The following is a 14660-nucleotide window of genomic DNA, read 5'->3' as shown; positions in this document are numbered from 1 at the left end:
GCCGCGCACATGACCGCCCGCCGCCGCAGGTTCGCATGGGTGAACGCAGTGCTGGCCTCCTTGGTCGCACTCGCGGTTCTGCTTGCGCCTACGGCAGGCGCGCAGGCGATGCAGTGCCATGAGCGTCCGGCTCACGGACAAACCAATCTGGAGCATTCGTTCGTCCTGAACAACGACGCTCACCTCACGCCTCAAGGCGGCTTTCACACTTCCGACCACAAGGCCTGCTGCACCGTCCCGTGCGGCTTCTGCGTCGTCCTGGCCACCATCCAGCGGACGGAAGATCCCACGGCCACGGGTTTCTTTTTTCGTTTTTTTTGGAGCGACCAGACCGGCAGCGGTCTGGCGCCGTCACCGACGCTCGGTCCTCCTCGTCGTCCGGTCTGAGGATTCCGGAGGCCGTCTTCGTTGCGGCATCCGGTCGTTTCACGGGCGTTCTCCCGGATGCCCAAGACCTGGAAACAAGGACCAACCGCAATGAAACGTCGTGAATTTCTCAACGGCCTGATGGTCGGCGCAGCCGCGCTTGGCACATCGGTCGCCCTTCGTCCCATGCGCAGCCTGGCGCAGGACGCTGCCGCCAAGACATCTTCCGAGCCGCGCAGCTTGTCCGTTGGTTACCGGTCCATCGAAGTCAAGGGTAGATCCGCCCGCGTCTTCGGCTTGGTCGGTCCGGATGGAACACCCGGACTGACGCTCGACGCCGGAACCGAATTCGACGTCGCCTTGTCGAGCGCCATCGATCAACCCACGCTGATCCACTGGCACGGGCTGGCGCCGCCCTGGGCGGCAGACGGGGTGCCGGACAATCCGGCGGCGCTTCTCAAGCCTTTCGAAACCCGCCGCTACACCTTTCCGGTCGGTGCGGGCGGCACGCACTGGATGCACGCCCATACGCTGCAGGAGCAGAACTTGCTCGCTGCCCCTTTGATCGTGCGGACGGCGGAGGACCGGAAGCGGGACGAGCAGGAGGTCGTCGTCCTACTGCACGACTTCTCCTTCACGTCGGCTGAGGAACTGCTGGCGAAGCTGAAGGGGAATGCCGCGCACGGGGCCAAGCCGATGGACCACGGCGCGATGCAGCGCATGTCAGGCATGCAGCACATGATGTCCGGCAGCGACATGGCGGGCATGGCAATGCCGGGGATCGGCGCCATGGACCTCAACGACCTCGACTACGACGCGTATCTCGCTAATGACCGCACGCTTGATGATCCTGAGGTCGTAAGGGTCGAGAAGGATGCTCGCGTCCGCCTTCGGATCATCAATGGCGCGACGGCGACCGCCTTCACCATCGATACCGGCCAGCTTTCCGGAGAATTGGTCGCCGTCGACGGGCAGGGCGTGCAGCCGGTCCCCGGAACATCCTTCCCGGTCTCCATGGGCCAGCGCCTCGACATCCGCCTGAGGCTGCCGAAGGAAGGCGGTGTGTTTCCCGTCCTCGCCCTCCGCGAAGGGAACCTCGAACGCGCTGGCATCATCCTCGCAACCGCGGGCGCGACCGTCCGCAAGATCGCGGTCGAGGGCGATGCGAAGGGGCCGGTTCTCGGGCTCGATCTCGAACAGCGGCTGCAGCCGTTGCGCCCGCTGAAGGCACGTCAGGCGGACCGCCGCTTCGATCTGTCGCTGACGGGCGACATGGCCGCCTACACCTGGGGCGTCGACGGGGCCGATGGTCTCGTCGTGAAGCGTAGCGAGCGGATAGAGGTGGCGATCAGCAACGACTCGATGATGGCGCATCCGATGCACCTTCACGGGCATCATTTCCAGGTGGTCGGCATCAACGGAACCCCGGTCGCCGGCGCGGTCAGGGACACTGTCCTGCTGCCGCCGATGGCGAGCGTCGTCCTGGCGTTCGACGCCGACAATCCCGGCCGCTGGCCACTGCACTGTCATCACCTCTACCACATGGCGTCGGGCATGATGGCCTTCGTCACCTACGACGGCATCGGCTGACGCGGTTCAAGAGACCTCGAAGCCTTCCCCGACCCCCTTCGAACGAGGCATCCCCATGAACGACAACCATCCTCCATCGGCCTGGAGCAGCTACAGCCGAACCGTCTTCATCGCCTTCGCCGCGATCGCGCTGGCGCTCATCGCCTACGAACACCGCGTGCATGTCCTGGGGATCCTGCCGTGGCTCCTCATCCTCGCCTGCCCGCTGATGCATCTCTTCATGCATCACGACCACGGCGGTCACGGTGGCCATTCCGGCCACGACCATGCCAACCACCGGGCCGGAATGGTCCAGCAGAAGACGAAGGAGACCGACGATGTCTGACACCCCGGCCTACGGGCTCTGGAGCCTGGTGATCATCAATTCCGTGGTTTTCATCGTCTTCGCCGCGAGCTTCACGAAGATCGGGACGAAGCGGGACTGGCGCTCGCTGGGCGCCTTCTCCGCCTTCGTCGTCGCGCTCTTCACCGAGATGTACGGCTTCCCCCTAACGATCTACCTGCTGTCCGGCTGGCTCGGGCGGCAGTTCCCCGGCGTCGACTTCTGGTCGCACGACGCCGGCCACCTGCTGGAGATGATGTTCGGCTGGCGGGTCAATCCGCATTTCGGGCCGTTCCATCTCGCGAGCAACATCCTGATCATCGCCGGCTTTTGGCTGCTCGCCTCGAGTTGGCACGTGCTCTACGCCGCCCAGCGCGAGCATCGCCTGGCGACCACGGGGCCTTACGCCCGTGTCCGGCACCCACAGTATGACGCGTTCGTCGTGATCATGGTAGGATTCCTTCTGCAGTGGCCGACCCTGGTGACGCTCGCCATGTTCCCGATTTTGGTCTGGGTCTACGCGCGCCTTGCTAAGAGCGAGGAGGAGGCCTCGCGGGCCGCATTCGGAGCCGCGTGGGACGCCTATGCCAGAACGGTTCCCCGGTTCCTTCCGAGGTTCGGCCGCGGAACGGATGCCGCTGGAAGCCATCGCGGAGGAGCTGTCCATGACTGATCATCACGCCTACGAGGGCCATGCCCACCGCCATCATCACCATGGGGACAAGAAGCCGGCGATCCCCGAGGGTGCCGGGCCAAAAGTTCAGGAAGGCGTGATCTACACCTGCCCGATGCATCCGCAGATCCGGCAGCTCGGACCCGGCACCTGTCCGATCTGCGGCATGACGCTGGAGCCGGAGATCACGGGTGCTGCCGCGGGGCCGAGTGCAGAACTCGTCGACATGACGCGGCGGTTCTGGATCGGTCTGGTGCTGACGCTGCCCGTTCTCGCCCTGGAGATGGGCGGTCACCTTACCAACCTGCACATGCTGTTCGGCGCGCAGCTTTCCAACTGGATCCAGCTCGTGCTGGCAACGCCGGTCGTGCTCTGGGCGGGATGGCCGTTCTTCGAGCGGGCCTGGGCCTCGCTCCTCAACCGCAGCCTCAACATGTTCACGCTGATCGCGATGGGAACGGGCGTCGCCTGGCTCTACAGCGTCGTCGCCACGGCGGCGCCGGACATCTTTCCCGCCACGTTCCGCGCCACCGACGGCTCTGTTGCGATCTACTTCGAGGCGGCCGCTGTCATCACCGTGCTGGTGCTGCTCGGCCAGGTTCTCGAACTCAAGGCGAGGGAGCAGACCGGCGGTGCCATTCGGGCGCTGCTCGACCTCGCACCGAAGACGGCCCGCCGCATCCGTGAAGACGGATCGGACGAGGACGTCGGGCTCGAGGTAATCGTGGTGGGCGACCGCCTGCGCGTCCGACCTGGCGAGAAGGTCCCTGTCGACGGCGAGCTTGTCGAGGGCCGAAGCTCCGTCGACGAATCCATGATCACCGGCGAATCCATGCCGGTGACAAAGGAGGTCGGTGCGAAGCTGATCGGCGGTACGATAAACCAGAGCGGCGGTTTCGTGATGAAGGCAGGCAAAGTCGGGCGCGACACGATGCTATCTCAGATCGTCCGGATGGTGGCTGAGGCCCAGCGCTCCCGCGCGCCGATCCAGAGGCTCGCCGATCAGGTGTCCGGCTGGTTTGTTCCGGCAGTGATCCTGATCGCGGTCGCCGCCTTCGTGGCCTGGGGCATCTGGGGACCGGAGCCTCGCTTCGCCCACGGCCTTGTCGCGGCCGTCGCCGTGCTCATCATTGCTTGCCCATGCGCTCTCGGACTGGCCACGCCGATGTCGATCATGGTCGGCGTCGGACGCGGTGCGCGAATGGGCGTGCTCATCAAGAACGCCGAGGCGCTTGAACGCTTTGAGAAGATCGACACGCTGGTCGTCGACAAGACCGGCACGCTGACGGAAGGCCGACCCAAGGTGACCGGGTTGAGGGCCGTCGAAGGATTCGACGAAGCGGAGCTCCTGCGACTGGCCGCAACGCTCGAGCGTGCCAGCGAACACCCACTTGCCGCGGCCATCGTCGCCGCGGCCCAGGAGAGGGGCCTTGCCCTGGGCGAGGCCCGCGAGTTCGACAGTCCCGTCGGTAAGGGTGTCACCGGTACGGTCGACGGCCGGAATCTTGTCATCGGCAGCCATCGGATCATGGCCGAGGCGGGCGTCGACCTGTCGTCGCTCGCGGCCGAGGCCGAGACGCTGCGCGGCGAAGGCGCGACGGTTATCTACGTCGCCGTCGACGGCGAAGTCGGCGGTCTTGTCGCCATCGCCGACCCGATCAAGGGCACGACCCCAGCGGCGCTCCGGTCTCTCAAGGAGGAGAACATCCGCGTCGTCATGCTGACAGGGGACAACCGGACGACGGCGCAGGCGGTGGCAAGGAGGCTCAGCATCGACGAGGTCGAGGCGGAGATCCTGCCGGAGGACAAGGGCAAGGTGGTTGCCAGGCTTCGGTCGGAAGGGCGCGTTGTCGCCATGGCAGGAGACGGGGTGAACGACGCCCCGGCGCTTGCCGCCGCCGACGTCGGCATCGCCATGGGCACGGGCACCGACGTCGCCATCGAGAGCGCCGGTGTCACGCTGCTGAAGGGCGACCTTCAGGGCATCGCGCGGGCACGCATGCTCAGCCACGCAACCATGAGCAACATCCGCCAGAACCTGTTCTTCGCCTTCATCTACAACGCTGCGGGCGTGCCGATCGCTGCAGGCGTTCTCTATCCCGCCTTCGGGCTGCTGCTCTCGCCGATCATCGCGGCCGCCGCCATGGCGTTGTCATCGGTCAGCGTCATCGCCAACTCGCTCAGGCTGCGCCGTTCGGCAATCGACTAGGTGGTTCCGTTGGGCGGCCTCTGGACACGACACTCGAATCCATCCTGTTCCCACCTCCGGGAAGCGGGTGCGGATAGAACCAACCAAAGGAGAAACGACATGGGAACGACAATTCCAAATGTTATCCTGCTCTCCGCGGCGATCGCCGTCGGAAGTGCAGGTCTCGCCCTCGCGCAGACGAGCGGGGCGGATCCCCATCATCCTGCTGACTCGGCGCAGGCGACCCCGCTGTCGGGAATGGAGGGCACGATCGCACAAGCCCAGGGCGCAATGCCGGGCGGATCAGGAATGATGCAGCCCGGTATGATGGCACAAGGCCAAGGTAACACGATGCCAATGCAGTGCATGATGATGCAGCCTGGTGCGACCGGGGGCATGCCGATGCAGCCCGGCATGATGGGGGGCATGCCGACGATGGGCATGCGCGGATCCATGATGAAGATCATGTTCGCGATCGCCGACACCGACGGGGACGGCGCGCTGTCATTCGAGGAGGTGACGGCGATCCACAAGCGGATCTTCGGTAGCGTGGACGCCAACAAGGACGGCAAGGTCACGCCCGAAGAGATGCAGACGTTCTGGGGGCCGTAGCGGAGACGACCCCGAAGGCGCTGTCGCGGAGCCTCCGAGGATATGATAGGATCGGAATGCATTCACCGCGGGAGGGGTAAATGCGCCGAGTCCTTCTGACTTTGATCCTTTGCGCGCAGTCCGCATCGATGTCGGCGGCGTCCGGGCTTGCCGTCTTCCACACCGCTTCGTTCGGTGGCAGCCGGTCGGTCAGTCTCAGTCTGGCGGAGGGCGCGGTCTCCCGCGATCCCGCCTTCGACTTCGACGTCGTCATCACCCTGTCGGAATTCGACGGTGGCGGAGCCGTGCTCTATCGGGACGGCGGACGGCACAAGGCGAGCGTGCGCTGCGTTTCGCCCGCCACGGTGCGGATCAATTCCACCGACTATCCAATCGACGTTTCGGCGCGGCCGGGAACCGACTGGAAGCACGATCTCTGGGCGGCGCTGTGCAACGCTCCGGTCTCCTGATCGCCAGTACGGCATGTTTGGTCGATCGAGAGGTCAGCCTTTCGGGGGGCGGATTTCCATGAACACGTATGGCGCACCGATCCCTGACGGGATCGCATGCACGTCGTAGGATGCCTTCGGGTCGTCACCCATTCCCAGGGAGCCAGGCGGCATGCCCGGCACGGCCAAACCCTCGAGCGGCGGACGCTCCTGCAGTAGCCGTTCGACGGCCTCGAGCGGAACATGTCCTTCCAGATAGTAGTCCTCGACGACCGCCGTATGGCAGCCTTCCATGTCGGCGGGCACGCCCAGCTTGTCCTTGACAGAGGCAAGGTCGTCCGTGTCTCGCACGTCGACTGAATAGCCTGCGTCGACCATCGCCTGCGACCATGCATGGCAGCAGCCGCAGGTCGGATCCTTGTAGACCGTGATTTCCGTCGGAACCGTCGTGTTACCCTTCCCGGCAAGAAACACCATGGCGGAACCCGCCATCGCGATGAAGGTTCTCCTGTGCATCGTCTCCACTCCTCGATGTCCTGCCGCCCGGAATGGATCCGGGCGGCAGGCGTCCGCTATTTTACTTCGGTGACGGTCAGCTTGCCATTCACGCGTTCGGCGACGAACTCGATGCTCGAACCTTCCTTCAGCTTTTCGAGCAGAGCCGGGTCCTCGACGCGGAAGACCATCGTCATCGCAGGCATGTCGAGGTTCTTCAGGTCTTCATGCTTGATGGTGACCTTCTTCGCCTTGACGTCGACCTTGTTGACGACGCCCTTGGTGAACTCCTCAGCGAACGCTCCGAAGGCCGCGCTGGCGGACAGAAGGGCGGCTAGACTGATTTTGATTATCGCAGTTTTCATATTCGTGGCTCCTTGTTGAAATTATTTCCCGGCGACGCTGACATCGCCGTGCATGCCGGCTTCGTAGTGGCCGGGGATCAGGCAGGCGAACTTGAACGCGCCGTCGGTGGTGAACTTCCAGACGATCTCGCCGGACTGACCGGCCGGAAGGCGAATGGTATTGGGGTCGGCGTGTTCCATTTCCGGGAACTTCTCCATGACCTTCTTGTGCTCGAGGATCTTGTCCTCCTGATCGAGCACGAACTCGTGGTCGACGGTTCCGGCATTCTTGATCGCGATCTTGACCGTCTGCCCCTTGCGGACGTTGAAGACGGCGGGCGTGAACAACATCTTACCGTCGTCGGTTTCCTTCATCGTGACGCGGATCGTCTGTGTCGCCTTGGTTTTGTCGCCAGGCTCGCCGACCGCCATCTTCTCACCGTGGCCGCCAGCGTGGTTTCCGGAGGCGAGGGCGGGAGTCGCGAGCGCCGCGAGTGCCAGCGCCAGTACATAGTTCTTCATGCGTGAATCCTTCTTTTGAAGTGGGAGATTGAGCTTCAGCCGTTCGTCGGCTTCGGCGTGATTTGCGTCTTCGCGTCTTTGGCTTTGGTCGCGTCCGGTAGTTCGCCCGTCCACTCCCAGGCCTGCGTCCCGGGCGGGTTCTCGTACCAGCCCGGATCGGAGTAATCGTCCGCCGAGATGCCCTCGCGGACCTTCACGACCGAGAACATGCCGCCCATCTCGATCGGGCCGTGAGGCCCCCAGCCGGTCATCATCGGGATGGTGTTCTCGGGAATGGGCATTTCCATTTCACCCATGTCGGCCATGCCCTTGGTGCCCATGGGCATGTAGTCCGGCTGAAGTTTCCTGATCTTCTCGGCGAGCTTCGACTTGTCCGCACCGATGAAGGTCGGGATGTCGTGGCCCATGGCGTTCATCGTGTGGTGCGACTTGTGGCAATGAATCGCCCAGTCGCCGAGGTATTTCGCATCGAACTCGTAGGCACGCATGGCGCCGACGGGGATATCGATGCTGACCTCCGGCCAGCGCGCCTCGGGGCGGACCCAGCCGCCATCCGTGCAGGTAACCTCGAAGTCGTAGCCATGCATATGGATCGGATGGTTGGTCATCGTCAGGTTGCCGACGCGCACGCGCACGCGATCATTCTTGGAGACGACGAGCGGGCTGATGTCGGGAAACACCCGGCTGTTCCAGCACCACATGTTGAAGTCGGTCATCTCCATGATCCTCGGCACGTAGGAGCCGGGGTCGATGTCGTAGGCGTTGAGCAGGAAGACGAAGTCACGGTCGACGCGCATGAACGTCGGGTCCTTGGGATGGACGACGAAGAAGCCCATCATGCCCATGGCCATCTGCACCATCTCGTCGGAATGCGGGTGGTACATGAAGGTGCCAGATTTCACGAGGTCGAACTCGTAGACGAATGTCTTGCCGACCGGGATGTGCGGCTGCGTCAGGCCGCCGACGCCGTCCATGCCCGACGGCAGGATCATGCCGTGCCAGTGGATCGTCGTATGCTCGGGAAGCTTGTTGGTGACGAAGATGCGGACGCGGTCGCCCTCGACGGCCTCGATGGTCGGGCCTGGCGACTGGCCATTGTAGCCCCAGAGATAGGCGGTCATGCCGTCGGCCATCTCGCGTTCGACCGGCTCGGCGACGAGGTGGAACTCCTTGACGCCGTTGTTCATCCGATGCGGAAGTGTCCAGCCGTTGAGGGTGACGACGGGCTGGTAGTCCGGACCGGAGGTCGGATGAAGCGGCGGCTGCATGTCCGCCGATTCCATCGTCGGGGCGTCGGGCAGGCCCATCGCCGATGTCTTCGTCCAGGCTCCGGCCGCCAGAAGGGCCGCACTCGCACCGAACAATTGTCTTCTGTTGATCATGGTGATGTCCTTCTCAATGGCCGCCGCCACCGCTGCTTGCGGAAGCAGCGGCGACCTCGGTCTCTGCCGACGCGTTCGTCGCGCCACCGCCGTAGATCGCAGGCGCGAGGTTGGCCTCGGCGAGCCAGAAATCGCGCTTGGCGTTGACGGAGAGCAGGATGGAGTTGATTTTGTCGCGCGTGTCGGTGAGCAGCTCGAAGGTGTTCGAGATCATGCCGTTATAGGTCAGCAGGGATTCTTCCTCGACCTTGGTGCGCAGGGGCACGACATTGTTGCGATAGTGCCGCGCGATGTCGTAGTTCGAGCGGTACGCCTCGTATGCGGAGCGTGCTTCCGAACGGACGTTGACGGCCTTCTCCGCGAGCTGGTTTGCCGCGCGCATATAGGCCAGCTCGGCCTTGCGCATTCGGGCCTTGCCTGTATCGAAGATCGGAATCGCGAATTCCAGTTCGACCTGGCCGGTCGTCCTGGTGGTCTTCTCGTCGTCCTCGATCTCACGTTCCGTTTCGAATCCCGTCAGGATTTCGAGATCGGTGACATAGCGGGTCGCTTCGGTGAGCCCGTAGGACTTGGCTGTCGCCTGCAGTTCGAGCTTCGCCACCTGAAGGTCGATGCGATTCCTCAGAGCCTCGGCCTCGATCGTATCGCGTCTGACAACGGACTTCGGAAGCGGCGGCAGGCTGTTCGGAACCTGGTAGTCCAGGTCGGTGCCCCAGAGACCCATCAGCCGCGTCAGCTCCTCCTTTGCGAGACGTGCGGCCAGGCGGGCCTTTGCCGTCTCTCCAGCGAGCTCGGCGACGAACACATGCTCCCGCGCCTGGGCGCCCTTGGTCATCGCACCGGTCTCGCCCAGCTTTTCTGCAAGTTCGGACGCGGCGTCCGCAGTCGCCTGGGCGCGCTGGAGCTGCCCGACGTTCTCCCAGGCCGCCACCGCCCCGATCCAGGCACGCCGCGTGTCGGCGGCGACCTGGAGCGTTCTCACGGCGGCGGTCAGTTGCGCCTGCCGAAAGCGGGTGTCCGCGATCGCTATGTCCCGGTTCCTTGTCGCAAGCGCCAGGATGTTCGTCGCGATCATCCCCTCGATGGTCTCGAACGCCTCCAGTCCCGGCGTGCCCATGCCCGTCGTGCCGATGGAGACGGTCGGGTTGATGAACATCGTCGACTGCCAGGCATCGGCCGCACTGTCGCCGAGATCGGCGTAGGCCGCCTGAAGGCCCCTGTTGTTGAGCAGGGCGACCTGGACGGCCGTCTCGACGTCGAGGACCTTCCTTCGCGCCAGCAGGTTCTTGACCTCAGCGGCGACCGAGCGGGCCTGGTTCTGGTTCTGGATCCAGACGGTCTGCTTCGCCGTGACGGTTGCGGTCTTGTTGGCAACCGGAGTGAAGCCCGCCTCCTTGCTGGAATACTCGGCTCCTGTGACGCAGCCGCTCAAGACCAACGGGAATGCCAGCGTCGCGATCAGTCTTCTGCAGCCGATCATTGGGCGTCTCCCTTCGCCGGAGCCTGCAGATCGTTCTGTCGCCGCCATGGCTTGGGATCAACCGGCTGTCTGGAGACGTATCCCGAGATCGGCGAACGATAGGCGACCGGGCGCGCGGAAGGCTGCTCGACCGCGGCGGAGGACGCCAACACGTCGGGAGGAAGCGTGGATGTGCAGCCGCCGATGACAAGCGGCAGCCCCACCACAAAAAGCGAGGGTTTCATTATGAATTTTCCGAATAAGAGATAACCTGCGGGCGCCCGCCAAATCAGGGCAGGCGACCGACCGGACCCGGTCAAGCGGGTGCGTCTCTATTCAGATATTCGGGGGGCGGTCGAGTGACGGCAGTTCGCCAACGGTCGTCCGGTCATCGGCGAACTGCCGGATCGAGGTCACGACGGGTCCGCCGACGTCGGGACCTTCACAAACGATGCCAAGCCCGCCGCAGAAGTCCTTGCAGCACTCCTGCTTGACGAGCTTTGAAGCGCCATCGCCATCGTCAGACATGTCGCCGTGCGAGTGGCCGTGATGGGCCGCCTCCGTCATGTCGTGGCCCTCGTGGGCCTGCGTCACGTCCGAGACGACCGCCTTCAGATCTGGGAACGGCGAGCCGTGCATCGCCGCGTAGGCGTTCGACATCGAGTACCCCGCCAGTGATACGATGATCACCAGCCTCATCAACACGAGCAGCCTGCTCACTGTGATTCGGTACATCTTGCCCATTCCCAACGAACTACATGCAAAGCAGCGCCATTTCAATTAGCACCTATGTCTCGTCGATGTTCGAGTCCTTTATGTGACGCGAACATCACTTTTGGACGCTTAGGGCTTCCAACGGTGGCAAGGTCAATAAGGATTGTTTCCTCGCAATGATCGACTTCGCATCCTACTTCGGCCTTTTCATCGCAGCCTTCGGCGCGGCCACGATACTGCCGATGCAGTCGGAACCTGTGCTGGTCGGCCTTCTTCTCTCGGGCAAGTTCTCCGTCCCGGTACTGCTCGCCGTCGCCAGCGTGGGAAACACACTCGGAAGCGTCGTCAATTGGTTTCTCGGCCGCGGCATCGAAAGGTTTCGGGACCGGCGCTGGTTTCCGGTCGGGGCGGAGGCGCTCGAACGTTCTTCCCGCTGGTACCGGAAATACGGGAAGTGGACGCTGCTGTTTTCCTGGATGCCCGTGTTTGGAGACGCGCTCACGGTTGTCGCCGGGGTGCTCAGGGAGCCGCTGCTTCCGTTCACGATCCTGGTCTTCGTCGCCAAGACGGGCCGCTACATGGTCTTGACGCTGGCCACTCTACAGTTCCTGGGCTGACCGCTTCCGGCGTGGGAAGACCATCCTGTCGACCGTCTCGTCGCGGGCGACGAGCGTGTGCCAGGCCGCCGCGGCGACGTGCAGCGCGACCATCGCCAGGATGATCCTCGACCCGGCGACGTGGTACGGCGCGATCCCGAACCAGAAGTAGCTTGCGACGAATCCCATGCAGGCCTGCGCGATGATCGCCGCGTAGAAGGCGTGATGAAGTGCCGTGGCCACGCGTCCGGTCCATGTGCCTGGTATGATGGCTTCGGTCGGCTGCAGGATACGTAGAATCAGCCTCACGGCCATCAGCAGGCCGATCGCCATGCCTGCGTAGTTGTGGAGGTGGTGCTGGACGACGTCCCAGTACGACGGCGTGACACCCATGTGGACGGCGTGGTGGGTTCTCTCGATGCTGCCGCCCGTCAGGTACTGGACCGGCACCAGGAGGGCGACCAGCCAGTGAAGTCCTATCTGGACCAGCGAATAGCCGCCTTTCATCGATGCTCCCCGCGTGAGGGGAGCAGACTAGCCGGCCGCGGTTAACGCTTTCCTCATCGCCAGTTGGTCTGAACGCTACGGCGTGCGGATCATCGGATGCCTGGAACATTTCTGCCGCCGCGCGGTTGTAAGGCGGAAGGGGAACCCGGCCGAATGAGACTTGGGACTATCTTCCGCCACGTCCAGATTATCCTCGTCGCTCTTCTGGTGACGGCGAATCCTTTCGGCATGGCCGCAGCGTCGGCCGCTATTCAACACCAGGACTGCGCCATTGCCGCGGGGCATCATCGCTCCGGCGGAGATGCGTGCGGTCCGCGGACTGGGTGCTGTTCGGCAACGCACTGCTGCCCCATCCTTTCTGAATCCGTGGTCGCCTCCGCTCCGCGTTTCGAACGGGGACCGCATGAAAGTGTGCCGTCCGTCCATCGGCCGCTGCTGCTGATACGCGCGATCGATCCGCCGCCCCGGTCTCCGCCAGGCTGAGACCCACCCACCAACTCAACCAGATTTCGGAGATTGAAACATGAAGACGTTCACCAGCCTTGCCCTGTGCGCAGCCGCATTCCTTGCCCTCCCGTCAACCACTTTCGCCCAGTCGACGATGGCCTACCCGGAGAAATGCAAGTCCCAGGGCATGGACATGTCGAAGACCGACATGTCGATGGATGGCATGCCGACCGGTGAGATGACCGACTACCAGAAGGCGTCGATGGACGGCATGAAGAACATGGGTATGAACATGATGCAGGGAATGATGAAGAAGGACGCCGACGTCTCCTTTGTCTGCGGCATGATCGCCCATCACATGGGCGCAATCAGCATGTCCGAGGTCGAGCTCAAGTACGGCGACAACGACGAGGCCAAGCAGATGGCCCAGAAGGTCATCGAAGCCCAGAAAAAGGAAATCGAAGAGATGTCCAAATGGGTGGACAAGGAAGTCAAATAGGAGGTTCCGCCATGCATCACATGTCAACCGAGATGAAGGCCTGCATCGACAATTGCCTGGCCTGCTATAGCGAATGCCTTTCGATGGCCATGGGCCATTGCCTGGAACTGGGCGGGGAGCACACCAAGCCCCCGCACTTCAAGCTGATGATGGCTTGCGCGGAGATCTGCCGGACCTCGGCGCATTTCATGCTGATCGGTTCGGAGCACCACAAGCATGTCTGCCGCGAATGCGCCGAAATCTGCGCCCAGTGCGCCGATGACTGCGAGCGGATCGGCGACATGCAGAGCTGCGTCGACTCCTGTCGCCGCTGCGCAGAGAGCTGCCGCAAGATGGCGGCGTAATTGGGAGAGGGCGCACCGCGCCCTCTTTTCGCTCAACTTCGCAATGATACAACGGCCCGTCGACCACGCTTCGGCGATGTCTTCGAGACAGCACCAAAACAGGTCGTCACGATCGGCTCATCATCTGCGTGAGGTTCCTTTGATCATTTCAAGATCGGCTCTCATCCTGGGATTCGTTGCAGCCACGTCCGTACCCGCCTCGTCAGCGCCTCCGTCAGACGATATCGTCGCGCTCCGTCAGGCCGACATGAAGGCGATGTCCGACGCAGCAAAGACCGTCTCAGATATGTTCCGGGCTCCCGAATCCTATTCATCGACGGAGTTCAAGCGGGCGGCCGACGTCATCGTGGACCGGTCCGGCTCGGTACTGGCCGGCCACTTCGCCGACGGTATGGACGATCCGAGGTCGAAGGCGAAACCGGACATCGTGCAGGAGCGCAACCGCTTCGACCGTCTCGCCGATGACCTGCGGAACTATGCACTGGCGCTCGACGCAGCGGGTGAAGCAAACCCAGGCCCGATGACCGAGCAAATGCGGATGAAGCCCGGCGAACCGATGGGCGGAGGGCCGCTTGGGATTCACGTCCGGAGCGAGGCGGAACTGTCCTCGATCCCCGCAGAGCACGTCTTCCACCTGATGCTGCAGACCTGCACGACGTGCCACGCGGCGTTCAGGATCCACCGGTGAGGGTGCGGATGCGTTTGCTAATCGGCCCTGAGCCCGTTGACGCCGAATTTCGCATCGATAGAAGGCAGGTCGCTCCCTGCGCCGGAGTTGGCAATCTCGTCGATAATCGGACAATCGGGCCGCTCGTCGCCGTGGCAGTGGCTGGCGAGGTGCTTGAGCGTTTTGGTCATCGCAATGATCGCCGCCGCCTTCCGTTCCAACTCGGCGACGTGTTCCAGCGCGATCGCCTTCACGTCGGCGCTGGCCCGCGTCCGGTCACGCCAAAGCGCCAGCAGCGTTCTCATCTGCTCGACCGAGAAGCCCAGGTCGCGCGCTCCGCGGACGAAACGGAGCGTGTGGACGTCGTTGTCGGTGTAGGTCCGGTAGCTGGACTGTGTCCTGTGCGCGGGCGTGATCAGTCCGATCTGCTCGTAATACCGGATCATTTTGGCGGAAACTCCGCTCGCCTTTGCGGCTTCTCCAATGTTCATTCTGTGCTCCTGTC

20 protein-coding genes are annotated in these 14660 nt (G+C 63.5%); 11 read left to right on the top strand and 9 right to left on the bottom strand.

Annotation, left to right across the window (positions count from 1 at the left end; genetic code table 11):
• Nucleotides 1–9 precede the first annotated feature (9 nt).
• The 7 genes from FHT70_RS12745 (at nt 10) to FHT70_RS12715 (ending at nt 6200) form a co-directional block, all read left to right on the top strand.
• Nucleotides 10–387, top strand: a complete 378-nt coding sequence (locus FHT70_RS12745; RefSeq protein WP_183701594.1) for a hypothetical protein — start codon at nt 10–12, stop codon at nt 385–387.
• Nucleotides 388–477: 90 nt separating this feature from the next.
• Nucleotides 478–1956 (top strand): multicopper oxidase family protein, encoded by a 1479-nt coding sequence (locus tag FHT70_RS12740; RefSeq protein ID WP_183701591.1) that lies wholly within the window; start codon nt 478–480, stop codon nt 1954–1956.
• A 55-nt stretch (nt 1957–2011) separates the two neighbouring features.
• Nucleotides 2012–2281: a DUF2933 domain-containing protein gene (locus FHT70_RS12735; protein ID WP_183701588.1), complete on the top strand. Its 270-nt coding sequence runs from the start codon at nt 2012–2014 to the stop codon at nt 2279–2281.
• Entirely contained in the window at nt 2274–2951 is a 678-nt protein-coding gene (locus FHT70_RS12730; protein WP_183701585.1) for an isoprenylcysteine carboxylmethyltransferase family protein, read from the top strand. Before FHT70_RS12735 ends, FHT70_RS12730 begins: the two co-directional genes overlap by 8 nt.
• Nucleotides 2944–5160, top strand: a complete 2217-nt coding sequence (locus tag FHT70_RS12725; RefSeq protein ID WP_183701582.1) for a copper-translocating P-type ATPase — start codon at nt 2944–2946, stop codon at nt 5158–5160. The genes FHT70_RS12730 and FHT70_RS12725 overlap by 8 nt, the downstream gene beginning before the upstream one ends.
• A gap of 99 nt (nt 5161–5259) precedes the next feature.
• A complete protein-coding gene (locus tag FHT70_RS12720) occupies nt 5260–5751 on the top strand; it encodes an EF-hand domain-containing protein (RefSeq protein WP_183701579.1) in 492 nt (163 codons plus the stop codon).
• Between the two features lie 80 nt (nt 5752–5831).
• The gene (locus FHT70_RS12715; protein WP_183701576.1) at nt 5832–6200 is read left to right on the top strand and encodes a hypothetical protein; all 369 of its coding nucleotides are present in this window, start codon (nt 5832–5834) and stop codon (nt 6198–6200) included.
• Nucleotides 6201–6233: 33 nt separating this feature from the next.
• Here FHT70_RS12715 and FHT70_RS12710 read toward each other — a convergent pair whose 3' ends face one another.
• The 7 genes from FHT70_RS12710 to FHT70_RS12680 form a co-directional block, all read right to left on the bottom strand.
• Nucleotides 6234–6695 carry a DUF411 domain-containing protein gene (locus FHT70_RS12710; protein ID WP_183701573.1) on the bottom strand — a complete coding sequence of 154 codons (462 nt, stop codon included), beginning with the start codon at nt 6693–6695 and terminating at the stop codon, nt 6234–6236.
• 56 nt (nt 6696–6751) lie between these two features.
• Complete coding sequence (locus FHT70_RS12705) at nt 6752–7039, bottom strand: copper-binding protein (RefSeq protein WP_183701570.1); 288 nt, start codon at nt 7037–7039, stop codon at nt 6752–6754.
• Between the two features lie 21 nt (nt 7040–7060).
• Nucleotides 7061–7540, bottom strand: coding sequence for a plastocyanin/azurin family copper-binding protein (locus FHT70_RS12700; RefSeq protein ID WP_183701568.1), 480 nt, complete (start codon nt 7538–7540; stop codon nt 7061–7063).
• A 35-nt stretch (nt 7541–7575) separates the two neighbouring features.
• Entirely contained in the window at nt 7576–8922 is a 1347-nt protein-coding gene (locus FHT70_RS12695) for a copper oxidase (protein ID WP_183701565.1), read from the bottom strand.
• Nucleotides 8923–8935: 13 nt separating this feature from the next.
• Complete coding sequence (locus FHT70_RS12690; RefSeq protein WP_183701563.1) at nt 8936–10402, bottom strand: TolC family protein; 1467 nt, start codon at nt 10400–10402, stop codon at nt 8936–8938.
• A complete protein-coding gene (locus FHT70_RS12685) occupies nt 10399–10626 on the bottom strand; it encodes a hypothetical protein (RefSeq protein WP_183701561.1) in 228 nt (75 codons plus the stop codon). The genes FHT70_RS12690 and FHT70_RS12685 overlap by 4 nt, the downstream gene beginning before the upstream one ends.
• A gap of 91 nt (nt 10627–10717) precedes the next feature.
• Complete coding sequence (locus FHT70_RS12680) at nt 10718–11116, bottom strand: hypothetical protein (protein ID WP_246721825.1); 399 nt, start codon at nt 11114–11116, stop codon at nt 10718–10720.
• Between the two features lie 155 nt (nt 11117–11271).
• On the opposite strand from FHT70_RS12680, the gene FHT70_RS12675 reads away from it, so the two are divergent.
• On the top strand, nt 11272–11712 hold the full coding sequence (locus FHT70_RS12675; protein WP_183701558.1) for a YqaA family protein: 441 nt from the start codon (nt 11272–11274) through the stop codon (nt 11710–11712).
• On the opposite strand, the gene FHT70_RS12670 is transcribed toward FHT70_RS12675, so the two are convergent.
• Nucleotides 11695–12198 (bottom strand): cytochrome b/b6 domain-containing protein, encoded by a 504-nt coding sequence (locus tag FHT70_RS12670; protein ID WP_183701556.1) that lies wholly within the window; start codon nt 12196–12198, stop codon nt 11695–11697. The genes FHT70_RS12675 and FHT70_RS12670 overlap by 18 nt on opposite strands.
• A 523-nt stretch (nt 12199–12721) precedes the next feature.
• Between FHT70_RS12670 and FHT70_RS12665 the strand changes: the two genes are divergently transcribed.
• From FHT70_RS12665 to FHT70_RS12655, 3 genes are all read left to right on the top strand, one after another.
• Nucleotides 12722–13144, top strand: a complete 423-nt coding sequence (locus tag FHT70_RS12665) for a DUF305 domain-containing protein (protein ID WP_183701553.1) — start codon at nt 12722–12724, stop codon at nt 13142–13144.
• Nucleotides 13145–13155: 11 nt separating this feature from the next.
• On the top strand, nt 13156–13488 hold the full coding sequence (locus FHT70_RS12660; protein WP_183701551.1) for a four-helix bundle copper-binding protein: 333 nt from the start codon (nt 13156–13158) through the stop codon (nt 13486–13488).
• A 163-nt stretch (nt 13489–13651) separates the two neighbouring features.
• Complete coding sequence (locus tag FHT70_RS12655) at nt 13652–14176, top strand: cytochrome c (RefSeq protein ID WP_348649537.1); 525 nt, start codon at nt 13652–13654, stop codon at nt 14174–14176.
• Between the two features lie 17 nt (nt 14177–14193).
• Here FHT70_RS12655 and cueR read toward each other — a convergent pair whose 3' ends face one another.
• On the bottom strand, nt 14194–14646 hold the full coding sequence (gene cueR / locus FHT70_RS12650; RefSeq protein WP_183701545.1) for a Cu(I)-responsive transcriptional regulator: 453 nt from the start codon (nt 14644–14646) through the stop codon (nt 14194–14196).
• Between the last annotated feature and the right edge of the window lie 14 nt (nt 14647–14660).

It is taken from the genome of Rhizobium sp. BK049, assembly GCF_014193135.1.
Taxonomy (GTDB): domain Bacteria; phylum Pseudomonadota; class Alphaproteobacteria; order Rhizobiales; family Rhizobiaceae; genus Rhizobium.
The sequence above is the reverse complement of the archived record's forward strand: the minus strand, read 5'-3'. Positions and strand labels throughout refer to the sequence as shown.

What these genes read in the sequence shown, in the direction of transcription:
- FHT70_RS12745 (WP_183701594.1), top strand. Translation starts at nt 10, where the DNA reads ATGACCGCCCGCCGCCGCAGGTTCGCATGGGTGAACGCAGTGCTGGCC.
- FHT70_RS12740 (WP_183701591.1), top strand. Translation starts at nt 478, where the DNA reads ATGAAACGTCGTGAATTTCTCAACGGCCTGATGGTCGGCGCAGCCGCG.
- FHT70_RS12735 (WP_183701588.1), top strand. Translation starts at nt 2,012, where the DNA reads ATGAACGACAACCATCCTCCATCGGCCTGGAGCAGCTACAGCCGAACC.
- FHT70_RS12730 (WP_183701585.1), top strand. Translation starts at nt 2,274, where the DNA reads ATGTCTGACACCCCGGCCTACGGGCTCTGGAGCCTGGTGATCATCAAT.
- FHT70_RS12725 (WP_183701582.1), top strand. Translation starts at nt 2,944, where the DNA reads ATGACTGATCATCACGCCTACGAGGGCCATGCCCACCGCCATCATCAC.
- FHT70_RS12720 (WP_183701579.1), top strand. Translation starts at nt 5,260, where the DNA reads ATGGGAACGACAATTCCAAATGTTATCCTGCTCTCCGCGGCGATCGCC.
- FHT70_RS12715 (WP_183701576.1), top strand. Translation starts at nt 5,832, where the DNA reads ATGCGCCGAGTCCTTCTGACTTTGATCCTTTGCGCGCAGTCCGCATCG.
- FHT70_RS12710 (WP_183701573.1), bottom strand. Translation starts at nt 6,695, where the DNA reads ATGCACAGGAGAACCTTCATCGCGATGGCGGGTTCCGCCATGGTGTTT.
- FHT70_RS12705 (WP_183701570.1), bottom strand. Translation starts at nt 7,039, where the DNA reads ATGAAAACTGCGATAATCAAAATCAGTCTAGCCGCCCTTCTGTCCGCC.
- FHT70_RS12700 (WP_183701568.1), bottom strand. Translation starts at nt 7,540, where the DNA reads ATGAAGAACTATGTACTGGCGCTGGCACTCGCGGCGCTCGCGACTCCC.
- FHT70_RS12695 (WP_183701565.1), bottom strand. Translation starts at nt 8,922, where the DNA reads ATGATCAACAGAAGACAATTGTTCGGTGCGAGTGCGGCCCTTCTGGCG.
- FHT70_RS12690 (WP_183701563.1), bottom strand. Translation starts at nt 10,402, where the DNA reads ATGATCGGCTGCAGAAGACTGATCGCGACGCTGGCATTCCCGTTGGTC.
- FHT70_RS12685 (WP_183701561.1), bottom strand. Translation starts at nt 10,626, where the DNA reads ATGAAACCCTCGCTTTTTGTGGTGGGGCTGCCGCTTGTCATCGGCGGC.
- FHT70_RS12680 (WP_246721825.1), bottom strand. Translation starts at nt 11,116, where the DNA reads ATGTACCGAATCACAGTGAGCAGGCTGCTCGTGTTGATGAGGCTGGTG.
- FHT70_RS12675 (WP_183701558.1), top strand. Translation starts at nt 11,272, where the DNA reads ATGATCGACTTCGCATCCTACTTCGGCCTTTTCATCGCAGCCTTCGGC.
- FHT70_RS12670 (WP_183701556.1), bottom strand. Translation starts at nt 12,198, where the DNA reads ATGAAAGGCGGCTATTCGCTGGTCCAGATAGGACTTCACTGGCTGGTC.
- FHT70_RS12665 (WP_183701553.1), top strand. Translation starts at nt 12,722, where the DNA reads ATGAAGACGTTCACCAGCCTTGCCCTGTGCGCAGCCGCATTCCTTGCC.
- FHT70_RS12660 (WP_183701551.1), top strand. Translation starts at nt 13,156, where the DNA reads ATGCATCACATGTCAACCGAGATGAAGGCCTGCATCGACAATTGCCTG.
- cueR (WP_183701545.1), bottom strand. Translation starts at nt 14,646, where the DNA reads ATGAACATTGGAGAAGCCGCAAAGGCGAGCGGAGTTTCCGCCAAAATG.